General features: G+C 68.7%; 23 protein-coding genes. 8 read left to right on the forward strand and 15 right to left on the reverse strand.

Annotation, left to right across the window (positions count from 1 at the left end):
• Positions 1–108: 108 nt before the first annotated feature.
• Positions 109–2,292, reverse strand: coding sequence for a primosomal protein N' (locus tag FG323_RS13350; protein WP_141455158.1), 2,184 nt, complete (start codon positions 2,290–2,292; stop codon positions 109–111).
• 441 nt (positions 2,293–2,733) lie between these two features.
• On the opposite strand from FG323_RS13350, the gene FG323_RS13355 reads away from it, so the two are divergent.
• Positions 2,734–3,765 (forward strand): hypothetical protein, encoded by a 1,032-nt coding sequence (locus tag FG323_RS13355; RefSeq protein WP_141455159.1) that lies wholly within the window; start codon positions 2,734–2,736, stop codon positions 3,763–3,765.
• Positions 3,749–4,354, forward strand: coding sequence for a DUF3106 domain-containing protein (locus tag FG323_RS13360; protein WP_181444220.1), 606 nt, complete (start codon positions 3,749–3,751; stop codon positions 4,352–4,354). The genes FG323_RS13355 and FG323_RS13360 overlap by 17 nt, the downstream gene beginning before the upstream one ends.
• An 18-nt stretch (positions 4,355–4,372) precedes the next feature.
• On the opposite strand, the gene FG323_RS19715 is transcribed toward FG323_RS13360, so the two are convergent.
• Positions 4,373–4,687: a DUF4286 family protein gene (locus tag FG323_RS19715; RefSeq protein WP_181444221.1), complete on the reverse strand. Its 315-nt coding sequence runs from the start codon at positions 4,685–4,687 to the stop codon at positions 4,373–4,375.
• Positions 4,684–5,919 carry a DUF3667 domain-containing protein gene (locus tag FG323_RS13370; RefSeq protein ID WP_181444222.1) on the reverse strand — a complete coding sequence of 412 codons (1,236 nt, stop codon included), beginning with the start codon at positions 5,917–5,919 and terminating at the stop codon, positions 4,684–4,686. Before FG323_RS13370 ends, FG323_RS19715 begins: the two co-directional genes overlap by 4 nt.
• Before the next feature lie 100 nt (positions 5,920–6,019).
• On the opposite strand from FG323_RS13370, the gene FG323_RS13375 reads away from it, so the two are divergent.
• Together FG323_RS13375 and sppA are read left to right on the forward strand one after the other, a co-directional pair.
• Positions 6,020–7,387 (forward strand): MATE family efflux transporter, encoded by a 1,368-nt coding sequence (locus FG323_RS13375; RefSeq protein WP_141455163.1) that lies wholly within the window; start codon positions 6,020–6,022, stop codon positions 7,385–7,387.
• A 90-nt stretch (positions 7,388–7,477) separates the two neighbouring features.
• Positions 7,478–9,391, forward strand: a complete 1,914-nt coding sequence (gene sppA / locus FG323_RS13380) for a signal peptide peptidase SppA (protein ID WP_141455164.1) — start codon at positions 7,478–7,480, stop codon at positions 9,389–9,391.
• A 267-nt stretch (positions 9,392–9,658) separates the two neighbouring features.
• Here sppA and FG323_RS13385 read toward each other — a convergent pair whose 3' ends face one another.
• Positions 9,659–9,880: a hypothetical protein gene (locus tag FG323_RS13385; protein ID WP_141455165.1), complete on the reverse strand. Its 222-nt coding sequence runs from the start codon at positions 9,878–9,880 to the stop codon at positions 9,659–9,661.
• A gap of 57 nt (positions 9,881–9,937) precedes the next feature.
• Between FG323_RS13385 and FG323_RS13390 the strand changes: the two genes are divergently transcribed.
• A complete protein-coding gene (locus FG323_RS13390) occupies positions 9,938–10,714 on the forward strand; it encodes an SDR family oxidoreductase (RefSeq protein WP_141455166.1) in 777 nt (258 codons plus the stop codon).
• Positions 10,715–10,768: 54 nt separating this feature from the next.
• Here the strand turns inward: FG323_RS13390 and FG323_RS13395 are convergent, their stop codons facing one another.
• The 11 genes from FG323_RS13395 to FG323_RS13445 form a co-directional block, all read right to left on the reverse strand.
• On the reverse strand, positions 10,769–11,383 hold the full coding sequence (locus FG323_RS13395; RefSeq protein ID WP_255470175.1) for a DUF4124 domain-containing protein: 615 nt from the start codon (positions 11,381–11,383) through the stop codon (positions 10,769–10,771).
• Entirely contained in the window at positions 11,383–12,099 is a 717-nt protein-coding gene (locus FG323_RS13400; RefSeq protein WP_141455167.1) for a DUF4124 domain-containing protein, read from the reverse strand. The genes FG323_RS13395 and FG323_RS13400 overlap by 1 nt, the downstream gene beginning before the upstream one ends.
• A gap of 46 nt (positions 12,100–12,145) precedes the next feature.
• Complete coding sequence (locus tag FG323_RS13405; protein ID WP_141455168.1) at positions 12,146–12,709, reverse strand: Sua5/YciO/YrdC/YwlC family protein; 564 nt, start codon at positions 12,707–12,709, stop codon at positions 12,146–12,148.
• Positions 12,710–12,777: 68 nt separating this feature from the next.
• Positions 12,778–15,291, reverse strand: a complete 2,514-nt coding sequence (locus FG323_RS13410; RefSeq protein ID WP_141455169.1) for a DNA topoisomerase I — start codon at positions 15,289–15,291, stop codon at positions 12,778–12,780.
• Between the two features lie 172 nt (positions 15,292–15,463).
• Positions 15,464–16,402 (reverse strand): RDD family protein, encoded by a 939-nt coding sequence (locus FG323_RS13415; protein ID WP_141455170.1) that lies wholly within the window; start codon positions 16,400–16,402, stop codon positions 15,464–15,466.
• 12 nt (positions 16,403–16,414) lie between these two features.
• On the reverse strand, positions 16,415–17,317 hold the full coding sequence (locus FG323_RS13420; protein WP_141455171.1) for an RDD family protein: 903 nt from the start codon (positions 17,315–17,317) through the stop codon (positions 16,415–16,417).
• A gap of 31 nt (positions 17,318–17,348) precedes the next feature.
• Positions 17,349–18,452: an RDD family protein gene (locus FG323_RS13425; protein ID WP_141455172.1), complete on the reverse strand. Its 1,104-nt coding sequence runs from the start codon at positions 18,450–18,452 to the stop codon at positions 17,349–17,351.
• Between the two features lie 98 nt (positions 18,453–18,550).
• Complete coding sequence (locus FG323_RS19945; RefSeq protein ID WP_141455173.1) at positions 18,551–19,264, reverse strand: GYF domain-containing protein; 714 nt, start codon at positions 19,262–19,264, stop codon at positions 18,551–18,553.
• A gap of 30 nt (positions 19,265–19,294) precedes the next feature.
• Positions 19,295–19,768: a DUF494 family protein gene (locus FG323_RS13435; RefSeq protein WP_141455174.1), complete on the reverse strand. Its 474-nt coding sequence runs from the start codon at positions 19,766–19,768 to the stop codon at positions 19,295–19,297.
• A gap of 42 nt (positions 19,769–19,810) precedes the next feature.
• Positions 19,811–20,950, reverse strand: a complete 1,140-nt coding sequence (gene dprA, locus FG323_RS13440; protein WP_141455175.1) for a DNA-processing protein DprA — start codon at positions 20,948–20,950, stop codon at positions 19,811–19,813.
• A 76-nt stretch (positions 20,951–21,026) separates the two neighbouring features.
• Positions 21,027–22,196, reverse strand: coding sequence for a LysM domain-containing protein (locus tag FG323_RS13445; protein WP_141455176.1), 1,170 nt, complete (start codon positions 22,194–22,196; stop codon positions 21,027–21,029).
• A 131-nt stretch (positions 22,197–22,327) separates the two neighbouring features.
• Between FG323_RS13445 and def the strand changes: the two genes are divergently transcribed.
• The 3 genes from def (at position 22,328) to rsmB (ending at position 25,171) form a co-directional block, all read left to right on the forward strand.
• Complete coding sequence (gene def / locus FG323_RS13450) at positions 22,328–22,843, forward strand: peptide deformylase (protein WP_141455177.1); 516 nt, start codon at positions 22,328–22,330, stop codon at positions 22,841–22,843.
• A gap of 103 nt (positions 22,844–22,946) precedes the next feature.
• On the forward strand, positions 22,947–23,867 hold the full coding sequence (fmt, locus tag FG323_RS13455; RefSeq protein ID WP_141455178.1) for a methionyl-tRNA formyltransferase: 921 nt from the start codon (positions 22,947–22,949) through the stop codon (positions 23,865–23,867).
• Positions 23,864–25,171 carry a 16S rRNA (cytosine(967)-C(5))-methyltransferase RsmB gene (gene rsmB / locus FG323_RS13460; RefSeq protein WP_255470176.1) on the forward strand — a complete coding sequence of 436 codons (1,308 nt, stop codon included), beginning with the start codon at positions 23,864–23,866 and terminating at the stop codon, positions 25,169–25,171. The genes fmt and rsmB overlap by 4 nt, the downstream gene beginning before the upstream one ends.
• Positions 25,172–25,235 lie beyond the last annotated feature (64 nt).

The raw sequence follows: 25,235 nt of genomic DNA on the forward strand, positions 1-25,235 counted from the left end.
CGACCGGCACCCGTAAACAGGCCCGCCCGCACCTTGTTGGGCAGATGGCGGCGGTGTGCGGAAAGACTGTTTCAAGGCCGGATGCCCGGCGCGGCGCCTGTTGTCAGCTCAGTAGAGATCCAGCGGATCCACGTCCAGCGACCAGCGCACCCGGCGCGCTTCAGGCAGCGCGTGCAGCAGCGGAATGACGGCATCGAGCAGGCGATGCAGCAGGCGTCGCTCGGGGGAGGACAGCACCAGTTGCATGCGGTGATAGCCGGCGCGTCGCGGCATCGGCGCCGGCAAGGGGCCGTGCAGTTCCAGCTTCGGATCGTGTTCGCGCAACCGTTGCCGCGCGGCCAGCAGGAACGCCTGCGCCGCGTCGACCTGCTGGGCTTCCGCGCGCAACAGCGCGAGATGGGCGAAAGGAGGAAAGCCGGCGGCTTCGCGCTGTACCAGCTCGACATCGGCGAAGGCGTGGTAGCCGCCCTGGATGAGCGTGTTGAGCAGCGGGTGATCCGGATGGTGGGTCTGCAACCAGACCTCGCCGGGCTTGTCCGCGCGTCCGGCGCGTCCGGCGACCTGGATGAGTTGCTGCGCCAGGCGCTCGCCGGCGCGGAAGTCGGCGGAGAACAGGCCTTCGTCGATGCCCACCACCGCGACCAGGGTCAGGTGCGGCAGGTCATGGCCCTTGGCGAGGATCTGGGTGCCGACGAGGATGCCGGGCCGGTCGCCGAGCGTGTCCAGATGCTTCGCCAGTGCGTCCCGGCGCTGGGTGGTGCTGCGATCGATGCGCAGTACCGGTACCTCGGGAAAGGCGCCGACCAGATGCTCCTCCAGCCGTTCGGTGCCGATACCCTGCGGTTGCAGGGCCAGTCCGCCGCAGTCCGGGCAGGCCAGCGGCACCGGCTGGCGCGCGCCGCAATGGTGGCATTGCAGCCGGCGTCCGCCGGCGTGCACCGTCATCGAGGCGTCGCAGCGTTTGCAGTGCGCGCTCCAGCCACAGTCGTGGCACAGCAGCACCGGCGCGTAGCCGCGCCGGTTCTTGAACACCAGCACCTGGCCGCCGGCCTGCAACGCCTGGCGGATGGCCTGTTGCAGTTCCATCGACAGGCCGGCCTCCAGCGCGCGCTTGCGCACGTCCAGCACGCGCACGCGTGGCGGTTGCGCTTCGCCCGCGCGCCGGCGCAGGCGCAGGTGCCGGTAACGGCCGCTGCGGGCGTTGTGCAGGGTTTCCAACGACGGCGTGGCGCTGCCCAGGATGATCGGCACGTCCAGCGCCTTGGCCCGCACCAAAGCGAAATCGCGGGCGTGGTAGCGGATGCCGTCCTGCTGCTTGTAGCTGCCGTCGTGTTCTTCGTCGACGATGATCAGGCCTGCTTCCGGCAACGGCGTGAACACCGCCGAGCGGGTTCCCACAACCACCCGGGCCTCGCCGCGCGCGCAGGCGCCCCAGGTGCGCGCCCGCTCGTTGTCATTGAGGCCGGAGTGCAGCACGTGCACCGGCACGCCCAAGCGGGTGCGGAAGCGCGCCAGCGTCTGCGGGGTCAGGCCGATCTCGGGCACCAGCACCAGCGCCTGTCGGCCGCGCGCCAGGCAATCGGCGATCGCGCCCAGGTAGACCTCGGTCTTGCCGCTGCCGGTGACGCCGTCGAGCAGGAACGGGCTGAAGCCGTTGGCCTCGGCCAGCGCGTCGGCCGCCTGTTGCTGTTCTTCGTTGAGGGTGGGGCCGGGACGGGGCGTGGCTTCGCTGACGCCGGGCGGGGCCGGAATCCGTTCGGCGAGCTCCCGCCCGGCCAGGGTGCGGGCCGCATCGCGCCACTGCGCCATGCGGACGGCTAGCTGGTCCTCCGGCTGCGGTCCGGTGGACAGCCATTCGGCGAGCTGGCGCGGACGGCTGCCCGCGCGCAGACGCGGCAGGGCGGCGAGGCCGGCTTCGGTCAATCGCCACTGCCAGGCCTGTTCGGCGGCGGGCACCGGTTCGCCCTGGCGCAGGGGCGCCGGCAGGGCGGTGGCGAACACCTCGCCCAGCGGCGCGTGCGTGTAGCGCGCCAGCCAGCGCAGCGAGTCCAGGAGTTCGCCATGCAGCAGCGGGGCGGCATCCAGCCATGCGTGGGCCGCCTTCAGTTCGACCGTCTCTTCGGCCGGTCCGGTCTCGGCCACCCAGCCCACCAGTTCGCGGCTGCCGAAGGGCACGCGCACACGTCGGCCCACGTCCGTGGCCGAAACCGTCGAGTCCGCCGGCGGGCGATAGTCGAACAGTCGGGGCAGCGGAACGGGCAGGGCGACGCGGAGAATTGCGGGCGACGGCATCTCCGCAGTTTAGCGAGCCGGTCAAGCACTGCGGGTCGGATGGGGTTGCGGGATCAATCTGTCAAAAAAATGACGAAGTTCACGCAAGTGCGTGTGAGTCAAAGAGATTCCGGCTTATCCACACGAGCTGTGGATAAATCTGTGCATGTCGCCATTGCTCCACGCGCCGATGACCCATTTTCGGGCCTCGGCCGGTGTTTGGTGAAAAAAACGCCAACGCAACTTTTCTTTTTATAATCATCAACTTAATTGTGAAACCAAGTTGAAATGTGACGGCTGGCCACCCTCCGCTGGAGCGACATGACATTCGCGTGACCGCTGTGCACAACGCAAATTGGCGAAAGCCTTGCGGCGCTTGGGAGAGCAGGATTCCAAGCGGTGTCAAGCGTCCGGAATCACCTTCCTGGCCGCTATGATTCGCGGCGATGAGCCCGCGATTCCATGACTGATCCATCGCCGTCCGCCGCCCCGGCCCCCGCCGCCCTGGCGGCCTTCCTGCGGGGCGTCGAACGCCGCGCCGCGCTGTTCGCACAGCTCCAGTGCGGCGACGCGGAGCACGGCGATGCCGCACTCGCCGCGGCGATGCGGGCATTCGTCGGGCAGGCGCCGTCCCAGCCCATGGCCGACTGGCCGCGTGGCTTCTGGCAGAAGATGATGGCGTCGCCGGCCCTGCATCGTCCGCCCGCAGGCGCGCGCTGGCCGGGCGCCATGGCCCATCTGGCCGCGCTGACTCCCGAGGATCGCCAGGCGCTGTTGAGCCGGTTGGCGGCCGGTTTGCCCGAGGACGAGGCGGTGGAAGTGCTGGGCGTGGACATGACCCGTTACCGTGCCGCGCTGGCGGCGGCCTGCCCCACCGACGCCGTCGGCCAGCCCGACGCCGCCGGCTGGCGGGCGCTGGCCGAGGCCATCCAGCAACAGATGCGGGACCTCCCTCCCGAGCGTCTGGCCCGGCTGGCGCGATTGCGCGAAGCCGCGCTCAGGCCCGAGGCGCCCGCTCGGTTTCCGCGACCCGAAACGCAGGCATCGGTGGCACCGGCAACCCGGGCTCCTGCCGTTGCCGCGGGATCTGCCGGGGGCCGCTGGCGGCGCTGGGCGGTGATCGCGATCGTGCTGACCTGCGCCGGCGGGCTGGCGCTGACCTTCTTCGATCCGGGAGGCCTGTTCGGACGAGGCGGCGATTCGCTGGAAGAGGCTGGCCGCGCCGGCCTTGGACTGGCCGAGGAACCGGATATCGAGCAGGAAGTGCTGCCGCCCGCCGAAGCCGCCGCGGCAACGGTGGCGGCCGACCAGGCCCTGGCGCTGCATCCGGATCTGGATCTGCTGCTGGATCCGGACAGCGAAACGCTGTCGAACGACGCGGCCTTCTATGCGTGGTACCTGGCCGGAACCCGCCAGCCACTGCCCGCCGGAAAAGCGGCGGATGGCGCCGTTGAAGCCGGTGCCCAGGAGGAAGGCCGTGACACGACGTTCTGATCGCCGCGCGACGCTGCTGGCGCTACTGGTGGCGGGCACGGCCTGGTGCGGCCATGCGCAATCGCCGTCGACGGAAACACGGCTGGCGGAACGGCAGGCGCGCTGGTCCGCGCTCGCACCCGAGCAACGCGCCCAGGCCGCCACGCGCGCGCAGGCCTGGGACGGGCTGGCGCCGATGGAGCGTGAACGCCAGCGGGCACGCTACCTGGCCTGGCGCGCGCTGGACGAAACGCAGCGCGCGCAACTGCGCGCGGCCGCGCAGGCATTCTCCGCCCTGCCGGCGGAAGAACAGGCACGCCTGCGCACGCTCTACGACAGCCAGGACACCCTGCAGCAGCGGGGCTGGGCACTGGGACCGGAACTGGGCGCGGACTGGCCGCGTCTGCAGCCGCTGTTCGCCTACGTGCCGGCGGCCGAGCGCGATGCGCTGCTGGCGTTGCTGCGGCAACTGGACGCGACCCAACGCGACGATCTGGCGGCGCTGGCGCAGCGCATCCCGCCACAGGAGCGCGCCGCGTTCCGGCAAGCCTTGCTGCGGGTGGAGCCGGCGCGTCGAGGCGACTGGCTGCACCGGCGCCGCAATCAGTAGCGCCTTGCGCGGCGCGACTCAGTAGCGGGCGGCGACGGCGAGAATCCGCCGGCTCGCGCGCACCTGTTCGCCGAAACGGGCAATGCCTTCGGCCCGCATGCGCGGCGCGTGATCGCGCAGGTAGGCATCGAGCGAGGCATGATCGGCCAGTCGATAGCGCACGCAGCGCGCCACCCATCCGGACTCGGCGGGCGGATCCCGCCGATCCAGGATTTCCGCTTCCAGGAACCCCGCGAAACCGAGCATCTCGCGGACGTGCGCGTCCAGCCAGCGCGCGTGGGCCTCGGCGATGTCCACGTCGATGGCGAGATCGACTTCGTAGATGATCGTCATGCGTTGATGAAGCTGGTGAGCAGGACGAACGTCGCCGCGAAACTCACCAGGAACAGGTAGACCATGCCGACGGCCAGGTACTTCAGCACGGTCAGCCACCATGCCTGTCCATAGACCCGCTTCTGCATCAGCAACAGGTAGATCGGCATCCACCACCACAGCACGAACTGCAGCAAGCCGGTGACGCTGGAGAACCAGCCGGCATGCGGGGTGATCCATTCGTCCAGCGCCATCAGCACGAAGATGCCGAGCAGCGCCAGGCACAGCCACGCATGGCTGTAGAGGGCGACGACCAGATGTTCCAGGTACAGCCGGCCCGAACCGAGATAGGCGATCTTGAGGAACACCGCGAAGATCGGGACCATGAAGAACAGCGCGGTGGGAATGGATTTGAGCCCGGCGTTCTTGAACAGCTCCGGATCCTTCTGGAAGCGCTCCCAGTTCTCTTCCGCGCGCTGCGCCTTCTTCTTCAGCCAGCGGTCGAGAAAACCCTTGGGTTCGGCCTGCGTCGCTTGATCCCTGTCCGCGACAGTGGACGAGGGAGAGGCCGCGGACTGGGCGTCCCCGGTGGAGGAATCGGGCGTGAGCCGGATGCCCGGCGGTGCGTCCGAGGGCGCGTCGGTCACCTCCGGTGCCGGCGTGGCGGCGGGTCCGGTGGCCTCCAGGGGCTGCTGTAGCGAAGGGTGGGTGGGATCCAGTTCGGCGATGCGTTCCCGCGCCTGTTCGCGCAGTGCCTTGATGCTGCGATCGAAACCGATGCTGGCACCGGGGATGTCGCCGACCGCCGCCTTGCCTTCGAGCAGCCCGCGGATGGCTTCGTCGCGCTGGCGTTCGACTTCGGCGACGGTCGTCGCTTCCTCGAAATTGCCCTTGACCACCGCGTCCGACGAGGGCTCGCCGATATGCACGGCGAACTGGGCGATGAAGAAGGTCAGCACGCTGACGATCACGAACAGCCGCAGCGGAGCGACGTAAGGGGCGCGATGCCCGGACAGGTAGGCGTTGGCCAGGCGACCCGGCGTGCACAGCGCGCGCAGGGTGCGGAAGATGCGTCCGTCCAGATGCCAGAAGGATTCGAACACTTCCTCGATGGCGTGGCCGGCATGCCGCAGCGGATTGTGCGATGTCTGCCCGCAGTGATGGCAGAACTCGCCCTGCAACGGCGTGTCGCAGTTTTCGCAAGTGGCGGGTGCGTGGTCGTCTTGACGCAAGGCGTCGGTCTGGCTGCTCATCTGCGGTTGTGCTTCCCCTGGCGCGAGCGGGTAAGATACCGGCCTCCCGTGACCCGGTGCCAGCGCGCGACCGCGCGACCGTAGTCCGGCGGTCTCCCCCATGTCCTCCACCGTCTCCCATTCGCCGCGTTTCGGCGATGAGGTCCGCGCTTCCGCGAAACTTGCCCTGCCGCTGGTGCTGGGCCATGTCTCCACCGGCCTCATCGGCTTCGTCGACAACGTCATCGCCGGACACCACGGCACCCAGACCCTGGCCTCGGTCACGGTCGGCACGGCGCTGTTGTGGCTGCCGATGATGGTGCCGATCGGCACGCTCATCTCGCTTACCGCATCGGTGTCGGAGTTGGACGGCGCGAATCGCCGCGATGAGATCGGACCGCTGTTCCGCCAGGCGCTTTGGCTGTCGCTGGGCCTGGGCCTGCTGATGTTCGGCTTCCTGACCGTGGCGCCCTATGCGCTGGGCGCGTTCGGGATCGCCCCCGACATCATTCCCGGCGCGACCGGCTTCCTGCACGCGATCCGCTGGGGCGTGCCGGCACTGACCTTCTACTTCTGCATGCGCTACCTGAGCGAGGGCATGCACTGGACCCTGCCGACCATGCTGCTGGGCTTCGGCGGCCTGCTGGTGCTGGGACCGGTCGGTTACGTGCTGACCTTCGGCAAGTTCGGCCTGCCGGAGATGGGCGCGGCCGGGCTCGGCACCGCCTCGGCGATCACGATGTGGATACAGGCGACTTGCTTCGCGTTGTACCTGTGGCATTCGCGCCGCTTCGCCCATCTGAAACTGTTCAGCCACTTCGAGCCGCCGCGCTGGGCCGCGATCGGGCAACTGCTCCGGACCGGCCTGCCGATCGGGATCACCGTGCTGATGGAGGGCAGCCTGTTCATCGTGACCGCGCTGCTGATCGCCCGGCTGGGCGCGGTGTCCGCCGCGGCGCACCAGATCGCCATCAATGTCGCCGCGCTGTGCTTCATGGTGCCGATGGGCGTGGCCGAGGCCACCACCGTACGGGTGGGCCATGCGCTGGGCGCCGGCGATCCGGCCGGCATCCGCCGGGCCGCGCATGCCGGTTATGCGATCGTGCTGTGCACCCAGGCGCTGTCGGCGCTGGTGCTCCTGTTCGGCCACGACGCGGTGGTGTCCCTGTACACCCAGGACCTGGCGGTGGCCGCCCTGGCCGGCACGTTGTTGCTGTACGCGGCGGCCTTCCAGTTCCCGGACGGCATCCAGGTGCTCTCGGCCGGCGCGCTGCGCGGGTTGAAGGACACCCGCGCGCCGATGTGGCTGGCGATGTTCTCCTACTGGGGCCTGGGCATGCCGCTGGGTGCCGGTTTCGGGCTGTGGCTGGGTTGGGGTCCGCAGGGCATGTGGCTGGGCCTGATCATGGGCCTTACCGCCGCCGCCATCAGCCTGGGCTGGCGCTTCAACCGCAGCAGCCGGCGCCTGCTGGCAGCGGACGCGACCTGACTGACGTTGGCGCACGGTGACTAAAGGGGCATGCCGCCGCGGGGCCCGACCCGCTAAGCTGGCCCCAGGAATACCGGAGTCTCCACCCCCATGAACCAACCGCCTCCCGCCCGCGGACCCGTCGCCACCTTCTTCTTTGGCGCCTGGAACGTGGTGAATTTCGCCCGCAAGCTGTTCCTGAACGTGCTGTTCTTCGGCTTCCTGCTGTTCCTGATCATGTTCATGATCCTGTTGGCCGGTATCAGTTCGAGCAGCGCCGTGAAGCCGGTGATCGATCGCACCACCCTGGTGGTCGCGCCGGAAGGACGCCTGGTGGAGCAGTACAGCACCGACCCGGCGACCCGCGCGCTGGCCAAGCTGCTCAACGACAAGGACGCCGAGGAAATCCAGCTGCGCGATCTCGTGCGCGCGATTGACGCGGCGCGCGAGGACAAGAAGATCGAGCGCATGATGCTGCGCGTGGACAAGCTGCAGCCGACCGGCTACGCCTCGCTGCGCGAAGTGGCCGCGGCGCTGGAACGCTTCCGCGCCTCGGGCAAGCAGATCGTGGCGTTCGGCGAGAACCTGGGCCAGCACCAGTACCTGCTGGCGGCGCAGGCCAACGAGGTCTACCTGGATCCGATGGGCGGGCTGCTGCTGGAAGGCCTGGGGCGCTATCGCCAGTACTTCCGCCAGGCGTTGCAGGAAAAGCTGGGCGTGGACGTGCACGTGTTCCGGGTCGGCGAGTTCAAGTCCGCGGTCGAACCCTATGTGCTGGACGCCGCCTCGCCGGAATCCAAGGAAGCGGATCTGTTCTGGATGAACGACGTGTGGCAGCGCTACCTGGGCGACGTCGCCAAGGCACGCAAGCTGACGCCGCAGCAATTGGCCGCGGGCATCGACACGCTGCCGGAAGGCATCGCCGCCGCCGGCGGCGATCTGGCCAAGTTCGCCCTCCAGCAGAAGCTGGTGGACGGCCTGAAGACCCGCGAGGACGTTGAGAACCTGCTGATCGAACGCGGCGTGGCCGACGAGGATTCGGACACCGGTTTCCGCCAGGTCACCCTGGAGGGCTACCTCGCCCACCTGGACACGCAGCGCGCGGCCACGCTGGACAAGCGTCCTCAGATCGCGGTGGTGGTGGCCGAAGGCGAAATCACCGACGGCGAACAGCCGGCCGGCCGCATCGGCGGCGAATCGACCTCCGCGTTGCTGCGCGAAGCGCGCGACGACGAGGACGTGAAGGCGGTGGTGCTGCGCGTGGATTCCCCGGGCGGCGGCGTGTTCGCGTCCGAGCAGATCCGCCGCGAAGTCGCTGCGCTGAAGGCCGCGGGCAAGCCGGTAGTGGTGTCGATGGGCGATCTGGCCGCCTCCGGCGGTTACTGGATCTCGATGAACGCCGATCGCATCTACGCCGACCCGTCGACGATCACCGGCTCCATCGGCATCTTCGGCATGATTCCGACCGTGCCGCGCACGCTGGAGAAGATCGGCGTGCATACGGACGGCGTGGGCACCACGCGCTTCGCCGGCGCGTTCGACATCACCCGTCCGCTGGATCCGGCCGTCGGCCAGGTGATCCAGTCGATCATCAACAAGGGCTACGCGGATTTCACCGGCAAGGTCGCCGACGCGCGCAAGAAGCCGGTCGAGGCGGTGGACGAAGTCGCCCGCGGCCGCGTCTGGAGTGGTGCGCAGGCCAAGGAGCGCGGCCTGGTCGACGAACTCGGCGGCATGCAGGCGGCAACCGACTACGCCGCGCAGCTGGCCAAGCTCGGCGCTGCCGACAAGTACCGCGTTCGCTACATCGAACAGAACGCTTCGCCGTTTGCCCAGTTCATGGGCCGGATGGCGGGAAGCCGTATCGGTGCGTTGTGGCTGAAGGATTCCGACATCGCCCGCGCGATGCTGGCGCAGCGCCTGCCGGAAGCCAACACGCAGTTGCGATTCGTCGAGGAAGCCCTGCAGGACCGCCAAGGCGGCGCGCCGGTCAAGGCGCTGGCGTATTGCTTCTGCGGATTCTGATCACGCGACGCGCGTCAGTGGCGGCAAAAAAGAGCCCTCCGCAAGGAGGGCTTTTTTGTGGCGTTGCTTTGCCTCCCCCTTCTCCGAAGGGGGACTGAGGGGGATTTGCTCTTCCACGCAAAAGCAAGCCCTCCCCAATCGCCGCATGGCGGGTCAATCCCCCGGTCGCCCGCGCCATTCTGCGAAGGGGGTATTCGTGGAGGCGTTCCGCAAGCGCGGAGGTTTTTTGTCGCCGGTCTGCCACCTGCCGATACGGTTCGCGCGGGGTTACTGCTGCTCGGCCGCGTCGATCGCGGCGCGCTGCTCGTCGGCCGCCTTGCGGGCGGCTTCCTCCACCGCCTTGGCCTTGTCGATGGGGGCCTGGATGGCGTCGCGCAGTTCAGTGGCGCGCGCGGCCTGGGGTTCCGGCGGACGCTCGGTCGGCGGCGGCGCCGGTCGGCAGGCGCACAACGACAGGAGCAGCAGGCAGGCGATCGGGCGCGTTTTCATGCAATGCCCCTCCGGTATGGCTGGCGGTATGCTACCCCCATTCGGACGGAGTGGCGCATGGCATCCCATCGTTGGCGCTTGGACGGGCAGACTGCATTGATCACCGGCGCCAGCGCCGGCATCGGCCTGGCGATCGCGCGCGAGTTGCTGGGTTTCGGTGCGGACGTGATGCTGGTGGCGCGTGACGAGGATCTGCTCGACGCCGCCCGCGACGATCTGGCCGAAGAGTTTCCCGAACGCGAGGTGGCCACGATGGCCGCCGACGTGGCCGATGACGAGGAGCGGCGCGCCATCCTTGATTGGGTGGAGGATCATGCCGACGGCCTCAACCTGCTGATCAACAACGCTGGTGGCAACGTCACCAAGGCGGCGGTGGACTATACCGAGGACGAGTGGCGCGGCATCTTCGAGACCAATCTGTTCTCCGCATTCGAACTCTCGCGCTACGCCCATCCGCTGCTGACCCGCCACGCCAGTTCCGCCATCGTCAACGTCGGCAGCGTGTCCGGCGTCACCGCGGTGCGCAGCGGTGCGCCGTATGGCATGACCAAGGCCGCGTTGCACCAGATGACCCGCAACCTGGCCGTGGAATGGGCCGAGGACGGTGTGCGGGTCAACGCGGTGGCGCCGTGGTACATCCGCACCCGTCGCACGTCGGGGCCGCTTTCCGACGCGGATTACTACGAGGAAGTGATCGCGCGCACGCCGATGCGCCGGATCGGCGAGCCCGAGGAGGTCGCCGCGGCGGTGGGATTCCTGTGCCTGCCGGCGGCCAGCTACGTGACCGGCGAATGCATTGCCGTGGACGGTGGCTTTCTTCGCTACGGATTCTGAGCCGATGCCCACCCGGAGGTGGTTGCTGCCGCTCAAGTTGCTGCTGCCGCGGGTTCAGCCGCCGCAGGTGCTCTCGGCCAGGATGCGCTGCACGCGCTCGAACTCGGCCTTGTTCTTCTCGCTGGTTTCCGTGCGGGTAAATCGCCAGGCCACTTCGGCTTCATCGCGGCGCTTCTTCCACGCCTCGCACAACCCTTCGTCGGGGACCCGGGCGCAGGTGTCGCGCACCACTTCGCAGGCCTGGCCCGCGCCGCCCTGCGGATTGCCATCCAGCCCGGTGGTCTGCAGCGGCTCGCAGCGCGAGGCGGGTTCGCTGTCCTCGGTCAGGTAGCCGCCGCCGTCGCGGGTGGTGCAGCGGAACAGATTGGGGGGCGGCAGGTGTGCGGCCGTCGCGGCCGGTGTGGCCTCGGCTGGCGCCGCCGCTGCCGCCGGTTCGGGCGCAATGGCGGGTGCCGCCGGTGGAGCGACGGCGGGCGTGGACGCCGCCGGTGCCATCGGTACGGTCGCCAGCGCCGGCATCCGCTTGACCTGCTGCCGACTGCCCTTGGGGCAGGGCATGTTCTGCACGGTGAGCGCGCCGGCGGCATCGGTGCACCGGTAGATCACCACTTCGTCCGCATGCGCGGCCGGGGTCGCCAGGAGCATCAGCCAGGCGAGACGGTAGGGCATCAAGGATTCCCGCAATCGTTGGCCATGCGCGCATCGATGCCGCGCTGTTCCAGATCCAGCGTGCGTCGCTCGCTGGGCATCGCGCTGCCGTAGCGGCGCAGGATTTCATAGCGGCGATCGGACAGCCGCGCGCAGACTTCCGCCTGCGGCAGTTCGTGGCATTGGTCGCGAACCCAGATACCGCCCGCCGGCACGATGACGTTGCCGGGCCCATGCCCGGGAGGACGCGGTGTCGGAGGCAGCGGCGTGGGATTCCCGCTCTGGAACGTGATGTTGCCGCCATTGCCGATCGGGATATGCCCGGAGATGCTGCCGCCATGCGGACGGGGCCAGGCCGGATAGGGATAGCCACCCGCCCAGTAGGGCACGAAGCGCGGACGGCCTTCGCCATCGTCGCTGGTATAGCGCTCGCCGTCCGGGGTGATGCATTCGTACATCGCACGCGGCGGATTCCGGTAGACGATGCGCTCGGTGGGCGCCGGCACCGGCGGCGCGGGCGTGATGCTGGGCACCGCCGGTCGCGCGACCGGCGCCGGATCGCGTGGCCGCTGCATGCTGCGGGTCTGCTGGGTCTCGCCGGGCAGGCAGGGAGAATCCCGCAGCGCCACCTGTCCCTGCTTGCCGACGCAGCGGTAGATCGTCACTTCCTGCGCAGCGGCGGTCCCGCCCACCGGAGCGAGCGGGAAAAGCAGGCAGGCGGCCAGGATGATGCGCATGCCCGCATCTTGCGCGCGAACGGCGGCAGGGACAATGCGGACGGATTCAGGCCCGGAACTGCGCGCCGGTACGGGCGTCGCGGATCGAGGAGGGGCGATCCAGCCCGCCGGTTTCGCCTTCGCTGACGCCGTCCAGGCGCTCGAGCAGCGCGGGATCCAGACCCGCGCGATCGCGCGGTGCCGGTTGCCCGCTCAGGTTGGCGCTGGTGGAGACCAGTGGACCGCCGAAGCCCCGGCACAGCGCGATGACCGTGGGATGCGCCGTGACCCTGACGGCGATGCCGTCATGCTCGCCGGTAAGCCAGCGCGGCACCCGTGCGTTCGCCGGCATCACCCAGGTGTGTGGACCCGGCCAGCTGGCCAGCACTTCGGCGAGACGATCGGTGGGCAGCGCGTCCAGATCCAGGCAGGCGCGAAGCTGTTCCAGATCGGCGGCGATCAGGATCAACCCTTTCTCGACCGGGCGCTCCTTGACCGCCAGCAGGCGCCGCACGGCGGTTTCATCGAACGGATCGCAGCCCACGCCCCAGACGGCTTCGGTCGGATAGGCGATCACGCCGCCGTGCTGGAGCCATTCCACGGCGGCGGACAAGGGCAGGGGATCGTTCATGGCGCGATTCTGCCACGGCAGGCCCGTGTGTCCACCGCGCCCCGCAGGGCGCGGCTTGCGGCGAAGAATCAGAACGGCGCGTCGTCGCTCTGCTTCTTGGCGACCCGCTTCTTGCCGGGTTCCACCTTGGCCGGGGTCAGCAGCGACTTGGCCGGTTCGGTGACGGTCACGGCGGCCTTCTTCGCGGCGGTCTTCTTGGCGGCGGTTTTCTTGGGTGCAGTCTTCTTCGGCGCGGCTTCCTTCTTCACCGCGGCCTTCTTGGCGGTGGCCTTCTTGGCGCCGAAACCGCGCCGCGCGGGCTTGCCGGTTTCCTCCAGCAGCTGCTGCACTTCGGCCAGGGTCAGCGAGGCGGGCTCGCGATCCTTGGGAATCTTGCCGTTGAGCTTGCCGTCGCTGATGTACGGACCAAAGCGGCCGTTCAGCACCTGGATGTCGCTGCCGTCGAATTCCTTGATGATGCGGTTGCGGGCGATTTCTTCCTTCTCGTTGATCAGGAATACCGCGCGCGCCAGATCGATCGTGTACGGATCGTCTTCCTTCTTCAGCGAGGCGTAGGTGCTGCCGCGCTTGGCGAACGGGCCGAAGCGGCCGATGCCGACGCTGACTTCCTCGCCATTGTCCTGGCCCAGCTTGCGCGGCAGCTTGAACAGCTCGATCGCTTCGTCCAGGGTGATGGTGTGCATCGACTGGCCCGGACGCAGCGAGGCGAACTCGAGCTTCTCGTCGGTGTCCTTGTCACCGATCTGGGCATAGGGCCCGAACCGGCCCAGGCGCACGCTGACCGGCTTGCCGGACTTGGGATCGGTGCCGAGTTCGCGCGCGCCGGTGGCCTCGCTGCGATCGACCGATTCCTTCTTCTCCTCGATCAGCTCCTTGAACGGGCCCCAGAACTTCTCCATCAGCGGGACCCACTCCTCCTCGCCGCGCGAGACCGCGTCCAGCTCGTCCTCAAGCCGGGCGGTGAAGTCGTAGTCCACGTATTGGGTGAAGTGGCCGCTGAGGAACTTGGAGACCGCGCGGCCCACGTCGGTGGGCTTGAAGGCGCGGCCTTCCATCTCGGTGTACTTGCGGAACAGCAGGGTCTGGATGATCGAAGCGTAGGTGGAGGGACGGCCGATGCCGTATTCCTCCAGCGCCTTGACCAGCGCGGCTTCGGTGAAGCGCGGCGGTGGCTGGGTGAAATGCTGGTCGGCGTGGATGCGGTCCAGCGGCACCCGGTCGCCCGGTTTCATCGGCGGCAGCTTGCGGCCTTCGTCGTCGTCTTCCGCGCCCTTCTGGTCCTTGCCTTCCTCGTACACGGCCAGGAAGCCGGGATCGATCACGGTGGTGCCGCTGGCGCGGAAGCTGTGCTCGCTGCCGGCGGCCAGATCGACGCTGACGGTGTTGAGCGTGGCCGGCACCATCTGGCAGGCCACCGCGCGCTTCCAGATCAGTTCGTAGAGCTTGCGCTCGTCGTCGCTGAGGAAGCGGGCGACCTGGGCCGGGGTGCGCAGTGCCGAGGTCGGGCGCACGGCTTCGTGCGCTTCCTGCGCGTTCTTGGACTTGGTCTGGTAGGTGTTGGGCTTGTCCGGCAGCGCCTGGGTGCCGTAGTCGCGGGCGATGACGTCGCGGATTTCGTTCAGCGCCTCGACCGACAGGCTCACCGAGTCGGTACGCATGTAGCTGATCAGGCCGACCGTGCCTTCCTCGCCGATCGCCACGCCTTCATACAGCTTCTGCGCGACCTGCATGGTCTTGCGGGTGGTGAAGCCCAGCTTGCGCGCGGCTTCCTGCTGCAGGGTGGAGGTGGTGAACGGCGGCGCGGGCCGGCGCTTGCGTTCCTTGCTGGTCACGTCGGTGACATGCAGCGAACCCTGCGCGGCCTGCTGGATGCGCATGCGCGCGGCTTCGGCGGTGTCGCCGTCGGTGACCGTGAACTGCTCGAACTTCTGGCCGTCCAGGCGGGTGAGCTTGGCGGTGAAGGACTGGCGCGGATGCGCGCATTCGGCCTCGATGGACCAGTACTCGCGGGCGATGAAGGCTTCGATCTCTTCCTCGCGCTCGACGATCATGCGCAGCGCGGGCGACTGCACGCGGCCGGCGGACAGCCCGCGCTGGACCTTGCGCCACAGCACCGGCGACAGGTTGAAGCCGACCAGGTAGTCCAGCGCGCGGCGCGCCTGCTGGGCATCGACCAGTTCGTTGGCGATCTGGCGCGGCTGGTTCATCGCCTCGCGGATGGCCCGCGGGGTGATTTCGGTGAACACCACCCGGTGCAGCGGCTTGTCCTTGAGCAGGCCGCGCTCCTTCAGGATCTCCGCGATGTGCCAGCTGATCGCCTCGCCCTCGCGATCCGGGTCGGTCGCCAGATAGATGTCTTCGGCCGCCTTGGCCGCCTTGGCGATCGCATCGACGTGCTTCTCGTTCTTGTCGATGAGGTCGTAGCGCATCGCGAAGCCGTTGTCCGGGTCCACCGCCCCTTCCTTCGGCACCAGGTCGCGCACGTGACCGTAGGACGCCAGGACGTGGAAGTCCTTGCCGAGGTATTTGTTGATCGTCTTGGCCTTGGCCGGCGATTCGACGATGAGGAGGTGCTTGGACATGTCCTTCCGATGGGCGGTGGGGGCGGCGCGTGGCCGGCAAGGGTGGCGCAAAAGCGGGCGGCAGAGAAGCCGACGCCCGGAGCCGTGGCCCCGGGCGTTCAGGTTTCGCTATTTACTAGTGGAATCATGCCCGGGCACGGCTGTCAACCCTGAACGGGTTCCGTGAAGCCCGTCACTTTCCGAAAACGCCTCCCATGGCGGCGACCAGCACACCGGCCGCCAGCAGGAACAGCAGGGACAGCAGACCCCCCAGGACGAGGACGATCCAGGTGACCACGCCGAGCTTCGGCTGCTGGCGCTCCGGATAATGGGTGTAGGCCCACTTGTCCACCACCAGCGTGCCGCAGATCAGGTCGTGCAGGGCCTGCTTGCGGCCGGTGAAGGCCGCCATCAGGTAGCCCGCCATGAGCAGCAGCGTGCTGACGAAGGTCGCGAAGAACCGGCCGATGGCGCGCCAGAAGCTGATCGGCGCGCCCTGTCTGTCCACCACCTTGATGCCGACCGCCATCTTGCCGGGCGTCGCCTGGTGCGGTGAGGCATGGAACCAGGCGAAATACCCGGCCATCACCACGATCTGAACCAGATAGGACGCGACCTGCAGCACCAGGACGAGCAGCGGCTGGGTCGCGTCGGCCATGACCAGCGGCAGCATCGCAAGCCCGGTCACGGTGCTGATCACCGTGGTGATGATGGTCAGCAGGAAACTGTCGATGGTGTAGGCCGCCGTGCGTTTCCAGAAACCGGCATAGACGACTTCGCCGCCCTGCACGACCTGCGACACGAGCCCGACTGCGGCCTCGGGCGCGGCATACGGGGACGCGTCCGTTTCAGGCGTGGTGTCCGGGGGCGGGAAGGACGGAGCATCGGGAACCGCATCGGCCGTCGATTCCCCGGTGTCTTCCGCGATACCTGGTGGTTGCCGGAAACGCGTGCCGGCGCCCAGGCCCAGTTCCCCGGCGAAATCGCCGGCGGCCTGCCACTGCGACAGGCCGTCGCGCCAGATCAGGGTGGCGTGGGAAATCCGACCGCCAGCCAGCAGATCCCGCAGCATCGCGGCATCCACCGGACCCTGCGGCTGCCGCGCCTCGTCCGCGTAGTACCAGTGCTTCATCGCCCGCCGGGTTTACTGGTTGCCGCCGGCGATGGCGGCCATGCCCATCGCGAACACGAAGAACCCGATGTAGGCGACGAAGAACAGGCCCGCCAGCACGATGATCGTCCAGGTCACCGCGCCCAGGTCGCGGCGCTGCCGTTCCGGATGCGCGGTGAAGGCCCAGCGGTCCACGACCAGGGTATCGGCAATCATGTCGTGCAGGGCCTGCTTGCGCTCGGTCAGGCCGACGGTGAATGCCGATACCAGCGTGGTGACGCCGCAGCTGACCAGGTTGAGGAAGAAGTACGCGCACCAGCGACCGAAACTGCGGCCCAGGGTGAGCGCCTGCCCATCGGTGCGCGCCACCTTGATGCCGACCGCGAGCTTGCCCAGCGTCGCCTGCGACGCGGACGCGTGCATCCAGGTGAAGTAGACCGCCTGGGCCAGGATCGGCAGCACGTAGAACGCCAGGATGAAGGTGATCCCGAGGGTGCCGCGCATCATGTCGTTGGCGAATGCCTGCGGATTCAGCGCGGCCGCACCGCCGGTGAGCATGATGCCGACCAGGGCGACCACCAGGGTCACCACCATCATCACCATGCCGTCGATGAAGGAGGCGGCGAAACGCTTCCAGAAGCCGGCCATCACCACCTGGCCGGCGAATACCGGCGCGGACTGCAGCGGAACGTGCGCGGCCGGCGCCGCATACGGCGAGGCCGGCTCGTTGACCACCGGTGCGGTGGCGGGCGCGGCGGCCGGAATCGCCAGGCCCAGTTCCGCGGCCATCTCGCCCAGCGGGCGCCAGCCGTCCATGCCTTCGCGCCAGACCAGCGCATCCGGCGTGATTTCGCCACGCTGGAAACGCGCGCCCAGTTCTTCCGCGCTGATCGGGCCCTGGCGCTGCTCGCCGACGGCGAAATACCAACTGCTCATGTTATGTACCGCTCCTGTTGCTGTTGCTTGATCAACCGAACCGCTGGGTGGTCGCGGCCAGGCCGATGACGAAGAAAATCAGAATCACGCCGGCCACGATGACCAGACCATACAGGCCCAGCACCACGATCGCGACCAGGCCGAGCTCGCTGCGCTGGCGTTCCGGCTCGTTGGTATAGGCCCATTTGTCGACCACCACGGTGTCGCAGATGATGTCGTGCAGCGACTGCTTGCGCGCGGTGAACGCGGCCATCAGGTAGCCGATGAAGAGCGTCAGCGTGCTGAGGATGGTGGCGAAGAAGCGCGCCAGCGCGCGCAGGAACGAGATCGGCTCGCCATGGCCGCGCACCACCTTGATGCCGATCGCCATCTTGCCCGGCGTGGCGTAGTTGAAGGTGGAATGGAACCAGGCAAAGTAGAGCGCGTTCAGGGCGAGCGTGCTGAGCGAGGTGGTGATCGCCGTGGCCAGCTCGCCGCCGCCGGCGAGATCGCTGAGGATCACGCCGAACAGTTCGCCGCACAGGCCCACCACCAGCGACAGGATGAAGCCGTCGATGATCGTCGCGGCCGCGCGCTTCCAGAATCCGGCGTAGACGACGTTCTGGTCCGCCACGAAGGAAGGCTGCGCCTGCAGCGGCGCGCGCGCGGCCAGGTAAGGGTTGCGGGAAGTCGTGGCCTCGCCGGCGCCCGCCGCGGACATGCGCTCGATGATCTCCGGACGCTCGTATACCGGCGTGGGCGAAGGGTCGCTGCCGAGATTGAACACCGCGCGGCCACCGGCCGGCGCGGCCGATGGCGCCGGCATCCGTTCGAGCGGCGCGGTGACGGCGGCTACGGCTGCGGTTTCTTCCACTTCCACGCGTGCGATGGTCGGCGGCGCGGGGACCGTCGGCGGTGCCGGAGGCGCGAACGCGGCAGGCGCCGCCGGTGCGGCATCGAATGGTGCCGGGCGCGGCACCTCCAGCAGGCCGAGCTGCTGGGCCAGATCCGCCAGCGGTCGCCACTGCATCATTCCGTCACGCCAGACCAGCGTGTCCAGTGCGATCCGTGCGCTGTGGAAGTGCTGCTTCAGTTCATCCGTGGACAACGGGCCGAGCGGTTGCCGCTCGGCCCCGGCGTAATACCAAGTGGACATGCTGGTTTCCCCAAACCGTTGCGCTGCGAACGTTACCGCAAGCGCTCGTCAACGCCTAGATGGGCGACCGCCGCGGGCGGGATCGCCGGCATGCGGCGTCAGCCGCGACACCGCTCCGGCAGCAGCCGGTCCTCGATGTCCGAGGTGCAGCCCCAGCGCCGGGACTGGCCGTCGTAGAAAATCCAGATGGCGTGATCGTCCATGCGCGAATTGCCGGTACCGCGGACGCGCACCTCCACCCCGCAGGTGCCGTCGTCGAACTCGCCGACCAGAATGCCGGCGACATGCGGGGATGCGTAGGCGGCTTCGGGCTGGAAGCCGTCGGCGTCGTTGTCGGGACAGCGGCCTTCGGCCAGATGACGTTCAATCATCGGCTTCAATGCATCGCCCGCGGCGATCGGTTCCATCAGCCGGGCGCGCGAGGTGTATTCCTGGTACGCGGGCAGGGCGATCGCCGCCAGGATGCCGAGGATGGCAAGCACGGGAATGACGGTCGCCAGGCAGATGAGCAGGATGATCGTGCCGCGGCTCATCCCTCGTGGTGCGGGCGCGATTGCCGGAGCGCCCAGGCGCGGGCCGGCGTGGCCCGGTGCGCCGGGAAGCGGCGGCGGCATCGGCGCGGTGGCCGACGCGGCGGCGTCCAGGCCCAACTCGGCGGCCACGCTACGCAAGGGTTGCCATTGCGTCATGCCTTCGCGCCAGACCTGCGAATCCAGCATCAACTGGCCGCGCCGGAAACAGGCGGCCAGTTCTTCCGTGGTCAGTGGTCCAACATTCCGCCCCGGTCCTTCCGCGTAATACCACTGAGCCATGCTTTCCCCCGAAAGCAGGTTGAAGTCGGCTCAGTGTACCGGTTCAGGTTCGTCCACGAACATTTGCGTTTCCATCCACGCATAGGCCGCTTCGGAGCCGGGTTGGTTGAACAGCACCATCAGCACGACCCATTTCAGGTCGTCCAGATCCAGTTCGTCCTGGTCCAGCGCCATCGCCCGATCCAGCACCAGTTCGCGCTGATCGGCATCGAGGATGCCGTGCTGCTCCAGGAACATCAGGAAGCCGCGACCTTCCACGTCCAGTTTTTCCAGCTCCGGGCCATGGAAGATGCGGGTCGGGCCGCCCACGCGCGGTTGCGGCGCGCCGGGCCGTTGATCGGCCAGGGCGTCGAGCCAGTCGAAAGCCTTGTTGATTTCGGCGGGGCTGAAACCGGCCTGGATCAGGCCGTTCTGGAGAGAGTCGCGATCACGGACGGGGTCCGCGTCCTCGGTGAAATAGTGTTCGAACAGGTACAGCAATACATCCAGGATGCTCTCTTTCATTGCCCCTCGGCCTGCGCGCGGTGGCGCTGTGGAGGAAAGAAACTAGCCTTTGCGGCAGTAACGGCCGTGTTCGACCGATACGCGTCCATCCAGTTCCATGGCGAGCAGCATGGAGGACAGGGCGGCGATCGTCAATCCGGTCCGGTCCACCAGTTGATCCATACCCGTTGGGTCATGACCGAGCGCGCGCCACAACGTGTGGTAGTCGGAGTCCCGGTCGCCGCGGGCCGGACGTGGCTGTTCGGGAGGGGTCTGTTCAGGTTCGCCAAGCTGTTCGCGCAGGATCCGGACCACCCCGGCGAACTGCCCGGCGAGGGCGTCCAGCAGTTCGTCCCCGCGTTCGACCAGGCCGGCGCCATCGCGGATGAGGTGGTGGCAGCCGCGCGCCAGCGGGTTGTGGATGGAGCCGGGTACCGCGAACACGTCTCGACCGCTGTCCGCTGCCTGGCGGGCGGTGATCAGCGCGCCGGAGCGCTCGGCGGCCTCGATGACCAGCGTGGCCAGCGACAGGCCGGCGATGATCCGGTTGCGGCGGGGAAAGTGGCTGGGGTGCGCGCCGGTGCCGGGGGGATGCTCGCTGACCACCGCGCCCTGCGCGGCGATGCGATCCCGCAATGGCGCGTGCCTGCGCGGATATGCCTGTTCGGGACCGGTGCCCAGGACCGCGACCGTCGTCCCCCCGGCCTGTCCCAGGGCGCTTTCGTGCGCGGCGGCATCGATACCGGCGGCCATGCCGCTGGTCACCACGATCCCCGCGCGGGCCAGCGCGGCGGCGAATGCCGAGGCGTTGTCGCGCCCGCCCGCGGTCGGCGAGCGGCTGCCGACCACCGCCACCGCGGGGCGCCACAGCAACGCCGGATCGCCATCGACGAACAAGGCCAGCGGCGGTTGGGGGCAATGGCGCAGCAGCGGTGGATAGTCGGCCGAACCCCAGCCGATCAGGTGATGGCGGGGCGAGGCGGCTAGCCACTCGCGGGCGATTCCCAGCTCCGGGGCGGCAGGCGTCACCAGGGCCTTGACCTGGCGATCCTCCAGTCCGGCCGCCCGCCACCCCCGCGGGCCGGCCGCGAACGCGGCGCCGGGGCTGCCATGGTGTTCCAGCAGGCGGCGGCGGGCGGCGCTGCCGCCGCCGGCCAGAATCAGGCGCAACAGGGCTTCGGGATCGTCTTCACGGCATGACATGAGGCCAGCCTAGTGCGGAGACGACGACGGCGCCCTCGGGCGCCGTCGCGATGTTGCGTAGGGTTTGTCCGAAGACTCAGTAGGTGGCGTCCGGATGCTTCAACTCGTAGCCCACCCGGGTGGCCTTCACCCCTTCCATCACCAGGCCATAGCTGACCTTGTCGAAGGTACGGAACACCATCACGTGCGCGGCATACTCGTCCGGCAGGCTGACCCGGCCGGCGCCGTTGCGCGGCGAGTCGTCCATGCGCGAGGAATTGGGCCAGCGCACCTTGTTGGCGACGTGATCGCCCCGGCGCCAGACCGACAGCACGGTGCCGTTGTCGATGCCTTCGCGGCTGCCGCCGGAAATGGCGACGACGTCGCGCGGGCCGCCGGACGTCAGCGCGTTGGCGACGGCCAGGATCTGCAGCTTGCCCTCGGCGATGGCCGTGGCCGGCGGGTGCGGGAAGAACTGCAGGTCGTACGGCTTGGCCTCGACCGGGACCACGCGATCGCCGGCGCGCACTTCCTTGCCGGTGTCCTGCAGGGTCAGGGTGACCGTTTCACTGCCGGGCACGCGGCCACGGGTGATGGTGCCGACGTTGACCTGCTCAAGCTCGTAGCCCAGCAGTTCGACCGGGCCGCCGTCGGACAGCGCCGAGCTGGACCACTGGCGGTTCCAGTCCGCCGGCGCGCCCTTGATGCGGGCGCCGCGGTAATCCAGGTCTTCCTTGTAGGTCAGGTACTCGCCGCTGGATTTCACCCGGGTCTGGGTGTAGCGCAGGCCCGGGCGCACGACCGCGTAGCGCTGGCCGGGCTGGGCCTGGTCCAGACCGAGCACGTACACGCTCTGGCCGGCGGTGGCGCGCAGCATGTTCTCTTCCAGCCCGGCGACGTACGGCAGGTGCTGGAAGCTGTCGGCGATGCTCAGGTTCTTCAGGAACGGCTCGACCTCGGACAGCGGAATCGCGTTCAGCGGGGCTTCCTGGCGCGGACCGGCCTGGACCGCCACGCGATCCAGGTAGGCCAGGCTGAGCACGTCGCCGGGATAGATGAGATGGGGGTTCTTGATCTGCGGATTCGCCTGCCAGATCTCCGGCCACAGCCACGGCTTCTTCAGGAAGCGGGCGGAAATGTCCCAGAGGGTGTCCCCCCGCTTGACCACGTAGGTGTCCGGGTGGTCCCCCGCCATTTCTGCGGCGGCGGCATAGCTGCCCACGGTAATCGCCGCCACGGCGAGAACCGTACGAAAATGTTTAAACATGGCTGTATCTACCTGATTCCCCGACAGGTGGTCCGCACTATAGTCCAGAAAACCCGGCGCAACGCAAGCGCCCGAGTTAGAATCCGTGAGGCCTTGCCGGATTCCACTGGCGCCCCCATCTCGGACACACCATGGCACTGCTTCCCATCCTCGAATTCCCCGATCCCCGGCTCCGCACCAAAGCGGTGCCGGTCGACCCGGCGCGGGTGACCGAGCCGGCCTTCCAGACCCTGCTGGACGACATGTTCGAGACCATGTACGAGGCTCCGGGTATCGGCCTGGCCGCCAGCCAGGTGGACGTGCACCAGCGCTTCATGGTCATCGACATCAGCGAAGAGAAGAACGACCCCCGGGTCTTCATCAATCCGGAGATCCTCGATCGCGCCGGCGACCAGGTCTACCAGGAAGGCTGCCTGTCGGTGCCCGGCATCTATGCCGACGTCACCCGTTCCAACGAAATCACCGTGCGCTTCGTCGATCGCCAGGGCCAGGCGCAGGAACTGCGCGCCGACGGCCTGCTGGCGGTCTGCATCCAGCACGAAATGGATCACCTCGACGGCAAGCTGTTCGTCGATTACCTCTCGCCGCTCAAGCGCGAGATGGTGCGCAAGAAGCTGGCCAAGCAGCGGCGTCAGGCTGCGGCCTGACGGCCGCGGGATTGGTGAATCGGGATTTGGGATTCGCAAGAGCCAGGTTGCGGGTCGCGCCGGCCGCCATCCTCCTTCTTCCTCTCCGGATACCTCGTCTTCCATGAGAATCGTTTTTGCCGGCACGCCGGCGTTCGCCGTTCCCAGCTTGCGCGCGGCGCACGCGCGCAATGAGGTCGTCGCGGTGTACACCCAGCCGGATCGACCCGCCGGTCGCGGTCGCGGATTGACGCCGTCGCCGGTCAAGCTGGAAGCGATCCAGCGCGGCATCCCGGTGCTGCAGCCGGAATCGCTGAGGAAGAAATCCTCGCGGGAAGCCCTGCGCGAACTGACCCCGGACCTGATGATCGTCGTCGCCTACGGCCTGATCCTGCCGCAGGCGGTGCTGGACATCCCGCGTTACGGTTGCTGGAACGTGCATGCCTCGCTGCTGCCGCGCTGGCGTGGCGCCGCGCCGATCCAGCGCGCGATCGAAGCCGGCGACGCCGAAACCGGCGTCTGCCTGATGCAGATGGAAGCCGGGCTGGATACCGGCCCGGTGCTGTTGTCCCAACGCACGCCCATCGGCGAACAGGAAACCGGCGGTCAGCTGCACGATCGCCTGTCCGAACTCGGCGCGCGCGTGCTCGCCGACGGGCTTGGCCTGCTGCGCGCGGGCATGCGTCCGGTGGCGCAGCCGCAACCCGAAGCCGGTGCCACCTACGCGCACAAGCTGGACAAGCATGAGGCGCGGCTGGACTGGTCGCAGCCGGCCGACGTGCTGGCGCGCAAGGTGCGCGCGTTCGAACCCTGGCCGGTGGCCGAGGCGAGCGTGGCCGGCGAACGCCTGCGCATCCATGGCGCGGTCGCGCTGGATCTGGCGCACCGGGCCGAACCCGGCACGCTGCTCACGGCGGGCCGGCAGGGCCTGGACATCGCCTGCGGCCAGGGCGCGCTGCGCCTGCGGGTGGTCCAGCGAGAGGGCGGCAAGGCGATCACCGCCGCCGACTACCTCAACGCGCGCCGGGATCTGGTGACCGCGTGAATCCGGGCACCGGCGCCGCCGTGCGCGCACTGGCCGCGCGCATCCTCGATGCGGTCGCGCATCGGGGGCGCTCGCTCAAGGCGGAACTGGCCGCCGGCCTGCCACGCCTGCCGGACCCGCGGGATCGCGCGCTGGCCGAAGCGATCTGCTTCGCCGCGTTGCGCCAGCGCGTCCGCTATGACGAAGCCCTGCGCCGCTGGATGCAGAAACCGCTGGGCCGGCGCGACGGCGAACTGCGGGCGCTGTTGTGGGTCGGCTTCGCCCAGATCGATGCATTGCAATTGCCGGCGCATGCCGCGCTCTCTACCACCGTGGAAGCCGCGCGGGAACTGAAGCGCTCGCACCAGGCCGGGATGGTCAACGCGATCCTGCGCCGCGCGCAGCGCGAAGGCCTGCCGGCCGCCGCACCCGAACAGGCCTGGCCGGCGTGGCTGCGCGAGCGCGTGCGCCAGGACTGGGCCGGGCAGGCCAATGCGGTTTTCGCCGCGAGCGCCGAAGCCGCCCCGCTGTGGCTGCGGGTCAACCGCGCGCGAATGCCGGTGGCGGACTATCTGGAGCGCCTGCGACAGACGTTGCCGGAACTCCTCGCTTCCGCCTCGTCGCTGGCCGCCGATGCGATTCGCGTCGATACACCGGTGGCCGTCGCCGCGCTGCCGGGCTTCGCCGACGGCGACGTGTCGGTCCAGGACGGCGCCGCGCAGTTGGTGGCCGATGCGCTGGCGCCCGCCGTCGGTGCGCGCGTGCTCGATGCCTGCGCCGCCCCCGGCGGCAAGGCGGCGCACCTGCTCGAACGCGACGGCACGTTGCGCCTGTTGGCGATGGATGTGGATGCACGACGCCTGCAACGCGTGGGCGAAACGCTGGCGCGGGTCGGCGTGCGGGCGCAACTGCGCGCGGCCGACGCGGGCGAGCCTTCGATCTGGTGGGATGGCCAGCCGTTCGATGCGATCCTGCTGGACGCACCGTGTTCGGCGACCGGCATCGTCCGTCGCCAGCCCGACGTGCTGCTGCACCGGCGGCCGGAGGACATCGCCGCGCTGCGCGCGCTGCAGGCGCGCCTGCTGGATGCGGCGTGGACCCTGCTGCGTCCGGGCGGCGTGCTGCTGTATGCGACCTGCTCGATCCTCAAGGACGAGAACGAACGCCAGATCGACGCCTTCCTGGCGCGCACGCCCGACGCCCGCGTCGAAGCGCTGGACCCGCGCTTCGGCCATGCCTCGGGCGGCGGCCGCCAGCGCCTGCCGGGCGAGGACGGCATGGACGGATTCTTCTACGCGCGCCTGGTCCGCAGCGACGGGGCGTGAGCCACGCGACATTGGCGGGCCGCAAGGTCGGTTCCGACAATTGCATAACAAATCGCCGGTATCA

Origin of the sequence: Pseudoxanthomonas sp. z9 (assembly GCF_006542425.1) — a bacterium.
Classification (GTDB): domain Bacteria; phylum Pseudomonadota; class Gammaproteobacteria; order Xanthomonadales; family Xanthomonadaceae; genus Pseudoxanthomonas_A.

Excerpts from the sequence above, each read along its gene's own strand:
- FG323_RS13350 (WP_141455158.1), bottom strand. The coding sequence starts at position 2,292 with ATGCCGTCGCCCGCAATTCTCCGCGTCGCCCTGCCCGTTCCGCTGCCC.
- FG323_RS13355 (WP_141455159.1), top strand. The coding sequence starts at position 2,734 with ATGACTGATCCATCGCCGTCCGCCGCCCCGGCCCCCGCCGCCCTGGCG.
- FG323_RS19715 (WP_181444221.1), bottom strand. The coding sequence starts at position 4,687 with ATGACGATCATCTACGAAGTCGATCTCGCCATCGACGTGGACATCGCC.
- FG323_RS13370 (WP_181444222.1), bottom strand. The coding sequence starts at position 5,919 with ATGAGCAGCCAGACCGACGCCTTGCGTCAAGACGACCACGCACCCGCC.
- FG323_RS13375 (WP_141455163.1), top strand. The coding sequence starts at position 6,020 with ATGTCCTCCACCGTCTCCCATTCGCCGCGTTTCGGCGATGAGGTCCGC.
- sppA (WP_141455164.1), top strand. The coding sequence starts at position 7,478 with ATGAACCAACCGCCTCCCGCCCGCGGACCCGTCGCCACCTTCTTCTTT.
- FG323_RS13385 (WP_141455165.1), bottom strand. The coding sequence starts at position 9,880 with ATGAAAACGCGCCCGATCGCCTGCCTGCTGCTCCTGTCGTTGTGCGCC.
- FG323_RS13390 (WP_141455166.1), top strand. The coding sequence starts at position 9,938 with ATGGCATCCCATCGTTGGCGCTTGGACGGGCAGACTGCATTGATCACC.
- FG323_RS13395 (WP_255470175.1), bottom strand. The coding sequence starts at position 11,383 with ATGCCCTACCGTCTCGCCTGGCTGATGCTCCTGGCGACCCCGGCCGCG.
- FG323_RS13400 (WP_141455167.1), bottom strand. The coding sequence starts at position 12,099 with ATGCGCATCATCCTGGCCGCCTGCCTGCTTTTCCCGCTCGCTCCGGTG.
- FG323_RS13405 (WP_141455168.1), bottom strand. The coding sequence starts at position 12,709 with ATGAACGATCCCCTGCCCTTGTCCGCCGCCGTGGAATGGCTCCAGCAC.
- FG323_RS13410 (WP_141455169.1), bottom strand. The coding sequence starts at position 15,291 with ATGTCCAAGCACCTCCTCATCGTCGAATCGCCGGCCAAGGCCAAGACG.
- FG323_RS13415 (WP_141455170.1), bottom strand. The coding sequence starts at position 16,402 with ATGAAGCACTGGTACTACGCGGACGAGGCGCGGCAGCCGCAGGGTCCG.
- FG323_RS13420 (WP_141455171.1), bottom strand. The coding sequence starts at position 17,317 with ATGAGCAGTTGGTATTTCGCCGTCGGCGAGCAGCGCCAGGGCCCGATC.
- FG323_RS13425 (WP_141455172.1), bottom strand. The coding sequence starts at position 18,452 with ATGTCCACTTGGTATTACGCCGGGGCCGAGCGGCAACCGCTCGGCCCG.
- FG323_RS19945 (WP_141455173.1), bottom strand. The coding sequence starts at position 19,264 with ATGGCTCAGTGGTATTACGCGGAAGGACCGGGGCGGAATGTTGGACCA.
- FG323_RS13435 (WP_141455174.1), bottom strand. The coding sequence starts at position 19,768 with ATGAAAGAGAGCATCCTGGATGTATTGCTGTACCTGTTCGAACACTAT.
- dprA (WP_141455175.1), bottom strand. The coding sequence starts at position 20,950 with ATGTCATGCCGTGAAGACGATCCCGAAGCCCTGTTGCGCCTGATTCTG.
- FG323_RS13445 (WP_141455176.1), bottom strand. The coding sequence starts at position 22,196 with ATGTTTAAACATTTTCGTACGGTTCTCGCCGTGGCGGCGATTACCGTG.
- def (WP_141455177.1), top strand. The coding sequence starts at position 22,328 with ATGGCACTGCTTCCCATCCTCGAATTCCCCGATCCCCGGCTCCGCACC.
- fmt (WP_141455178.1), top strand. The coding sequence starts at position 22,947 with ATGAGAATCGTTTTTGCCGGCACGCCGGCGTTCGCCGTTCCCAGCTTG.